The following is a 3208-nucleotide window of genomic DNA, read 5'->3' as shown; positions in this document are numbered from 1 at the left end:
ATCATCCCGGCAAAGGCCAGCACTTCCCGCGCCGTTTGCCGCTGGATTTTTGCGCTTGAGTATATGCAAACCATGAACCGGCAATAATCTGTTGCACAAACAAAAATGCCTGACGGGAAACCGTCAGGCATTTTTGTTTGCAGATCAATCCACAGAATTCTGGTGGGAAGTACAAGTTTCGAACTTGTGACCTATCGCGTGTGAGGCGATCGCTCTACCCCTGAGCTAACCTCCCGAAGCGGCGCAAATTATCTCACAAAAGCATGCGCGTATCAATTTGCTGCTGCGCGCCACAGGCACTGGCCTTTGACTTCCTTGTCCAGACCCTTCATCACCAACTCATGTTCGGCAAGCTCGTCTGCCGTTGCGGATTGCAATAAGACATCAGCGATCGCTACCATTTCCAGCGCGACGCCATCGCTGCCGACATCCGGCCCGCCAAGATCCATGCTCAGGCTATTCTGGCCGCGCGTCATCGCCAGATAGACTTCAGCCAGCAACTCCGAGTCCAGCAAGGCGCCGTGCAAGGTGCGATGTGCATTCGATACGCCGTAACGGTCGCACAAGGCATCAAGCGAATTGCGCTTGCCCGGATGCAGCTCCTTGGCCTGCTGCAGCGTGTCGAGGATTTCGCCGACGTGATCCTTGAACAGCGGCATCTCGACGCGCTTCAACTCGGCATCGAGAAAGCCGACGTCGAACGGTGCATTGTGAATAATCACATCTGCGCCGCTGATGTAGTCGCGAAATTCGTCGACGATCTCGGCAAACTTCGGTTTGTCGCTAAGGAATTCAGTCGTCAAGCCGTGCACCGCCAGCGCGCCTTCTTCGGAATCCCGTTCCGGATTGATGTAATGATGAAAGTTGTTGCCGGTCAGGCGGCGATCGATTAATTCGACGCAGCCGATTTCAATAATGCGATCTCCGGAACGCGGGTTGAGTCCGGTGGTTTCAGTGTCGAGAACAATTTGTCGCATGATTCAATCTGTATTCAAAAATGGATTAACAATGCTTGCACATGAAGGCGGCGGCAAGCGATGCAGCAGGTCGTAGTTCTTTATACCCAATTTAATTTGAGTTCACCGTTTCCACGCCGCGATTGGCCAAGGCATCGGCGCGCTCATTGCCGACGTGACCATTATGGCCACGTACCCAGCGCCATTCGATCTGGTGCCTGGCCTGCGCGGCGTCCAGCGCCTGCCACAAATCGACATTCTTGACCGGCGCCTTGGCGGCAGTTTTCCAGCCGCGCGCCTTCCAGCCGTGTATCCATTCGCTGATGCCTTTTTGCACATACTGGCTATCGGTATGCACAACCACTTCACATGGACGCGTCAAGGCATTCAAGGCTTCGATTACCGCTTTCAATTCCATCCGGTTATTGGTGGTGCCGGGTTCGCCGCCGAACAATTCCTTCTCGCGCTCGCCCATGACAAGCAATGCGCCCCAACCGCCGCGGCCGGGATTGCCCTTGCACGCGCCGTCGGTAAAGATATCAATTTTTTCCATGCTTGCCGTGTTCTCTACTTTTTATTGATCGATGTTCTGTTAGTCGCCGGCACACCTTGCCGCGCGGTGGCCCTTTGTGTTTTCCATGCCGGCCCGATCAGACGCATGCCTTTGACGCGCTTGATCGCCTGCACCACATACACTGCGCCCAGAAACGGCCACCATTTGTCGCCCGCGTTTTCCATGAAGGAAAAACGATGCAGCCATTTTTCCGTTTCACACGGTGGCGCATAACATCCGAGATGGCCATCGCCGACTTCCATATTCAGCAATTTCAGCCAATCCTTCAAGCGTGTCGGACTGATGAACTCACCTTCTTCCGGCAGAAAATAGCTCTCGGTCAAGCGTCCGGCCAACTGCCGCGCACCCCACAAGCTGTATGGATTGAAGCCGGAAATAATGACCTGTCCTTCCGGAATCAACACCCGCTCGACTTCACGCAAGACCTGATGCGGCTCCTTGGCGAATTCAAGTACATGCGGCAACACGATCAAGTCTATGCTGCTGGAGGCGAAAGGCAAATCCTCGAAATCCTCGATCACGACGATACGCCGCTCCGCATCCATCTGAGCCGGCGCAGGCAGGTTAGTATCAGTCAACCAGGTATGCGGCATGCGACTGGCGCGCAAGGCCTGAATTTGCGGCAAACCGAACTGGCTGGCGTTAAAGCCGAAAATATCTGCCGTCAGTTCGTCCAGACGCGCATGCTCCCAATTCCGCACATAATTGCCGGCCGCAGTCTCCAGCCAGGAGCTGAGAGATATAATGGGTTTTTCCGATGAAAATGTTTGCATGCGTATGTTGAGTGTACTGACCGTTCCCGCTTTTAACGACAATTATCTGTGGATTATCCACGATGGCGTACACGCTGCCGTGGTCGACCCGGGTGATGCGACGCCGATTCTGGCTGCACTGGAAAAACACCAGCTGTCGCTGGTCGCTATTCTACTGACACATCATCATGCTGACCATGTTGGCGGCGTGGCAAAACTCTTGCAGCATTTCAACGTGCCAGTCTTTGCACCGCGCAAGGATCCGATTGCCAACGTCTCACACCCGCTGGATGAAGGCGATGCCGTGAACATTCCGGAACTGGATCTGCATTTGTCGGTATTGGCAGTGCCCGGTCACACGCTGGGGCACATTGCCTATGTCGCAGCGGAGCAAGGCTGGCTGTTTTGCGGCGATACGCTATTCGCCGGAGGTTGCGGCCGTCTGTTTGAGGGCACGCCGACGCAGATGCTCGCGTCGCTGGACAAGCTGGCAGCGCTGCCGGACCACACCAAAGTCTATTGCGCGCATGAATATACAATCTCCAATTTGCGTTTTGCACTGGCTGCAGAACCGGATAACGCTGCACTGGCAGCGCGTTTCAAGGCCGAGCAGGCAAAACGCGAAGTCGATATACCTACCGTTCCCTCCACTATCGGCCTGGAAAAATCGACCAATCCTTTCCTGCGCGCACGCGAGCCGGCAATTGCCGACCAATTGATCGCTGCGGGCCGTGTAAGCGGGAACGACAAGGGCGCGGTTGCCGTCTTTGCCGCCCTGCGCGCATGGAAAAACGACTTCCGCTAAATTTCCTTGCGGCATTCACAGATACAAAAAAGTTATCCGTCTGACATTTATTTCCATTTGGAAAAGCGATGTCAGGCAACAATCCTTGTGTAAATTGTCTTGACGCGCAAAATGCGCATTA

The 3208-nt window shown here is 54.6% G+C and carries 4 protein-coding genes and 1 tRNA gene; 1 reads left to right on the top strand and 4 read right to left on the bottom strand.

Annotation, left to right across the window (positions count from 1 at the left end; genetic code table 11):
- Positions 1 to 160: 160 nt before the first annotated feature.
- From ABWP27_RS12670 to ABWP27_RS12655, 4 genes are all read right to left on the bottom strand, one after another.
- A tRNA-Val gene (locus ABWP27_RS12670) sits at positions 161 to 235 on the bottom strand.
- 37 nt (positions 236 to 272) lie between these two features.
- On the bottom strand, positions 273 to 977 hold the full coding sequence (gene dnaQ, locus ABWP27_RS12665; protein ID WP_353157443.1) for a DNA polymerase III subunit epsilon: 705 nt from the start codon (positions 975 to 977) through the stop codon (positions 273 to 275).
- Positions 978 to 1068: 91 nt separating this feature from the next.
- Positions 1069 to 1509 carry a ribonuclease HI gene (gene rnhA / locus ABWP27_RS12660; RefSeq protein WP_353157440.1) on the bottom strand — a complete coding sequence of 147 codons (441 nt, stop codon included), beginning with the start codon at positions 1507 to 1509 and terminating at the stop codon, positions 1069 to 1071.
- 14 nt (positions 1510 to 1523) lie between these two features.
- Positions 1524 to 2303, bottom strand: a complete 780-nt coding sequence (locus tag ABWP27_RS12655; RefSeq protein WP_353157437.1) for a class I SAM-dependent methyltransferase — start codon at positions 2301 to 2303, stop codon at positions 1524 to 1526.
- A gap of 4 nt (positions 2304 to 2307) precedes the next feature.
- Here ABWP27_RS12655 and gloB point away from each other — a divergent pair, with 4 nt between their 5' ends.
- Entirely contained in the window at positions 2308 to 3087 is a 780-nt protein-coding gene (gene gloB, locus ABWP27_RS12650; protein WP_353157446.1) for a hydroxyacylglutathione hydrolase, read from the top strand.
- Positions 3088 to 3208: the final 121 nt, after the last annotated feature.

Origin of the sequence: Herminiimonas fonticola, assembly GCF_040395855.1 — a bacterium.
Taxonomy (GTDB): Bacteria; Pseudomonadota; Gammaproteobacteria; order Burkholderiales; family Burkholderiaceae_D; genus Oxalicibacterium; species Oxalicibacterium fonticola_A.
This window is presented reverse-complemented; position numbering and strand designations above follow the sequence as displayed.

Bases quoted from the DNA above. Each gene is read 5' to 3' on its own strand.
- dnaQ (WP_353157443.1), bottom strand. From the start codon at position 977: ATGCGACAAATTGTTCTCGACACTGAAACCACCGGACTCAACCCGCGT.
- rnhA (WP_353157440.1), bottom strand. From the start codon at position 1,509: ATGGAAAAAATTGATATCTTTACCGACGGCGCGTGCAAGGGCAATCCC.
- ABWP27_RS12655 (WP_353157437.1), bottom strand. From the start codon at position 2,303: ATGCAAACATTTTCATCGGAAAAACCCATTATATCTCTCAGCTCCTGG.
- gloB (WP_353157446.1), top strand. From the start codon at position 2,308: ATGTTGAGTGTACTGACCGTTCCCGCTTTTAACGACAATTATCTGTGG.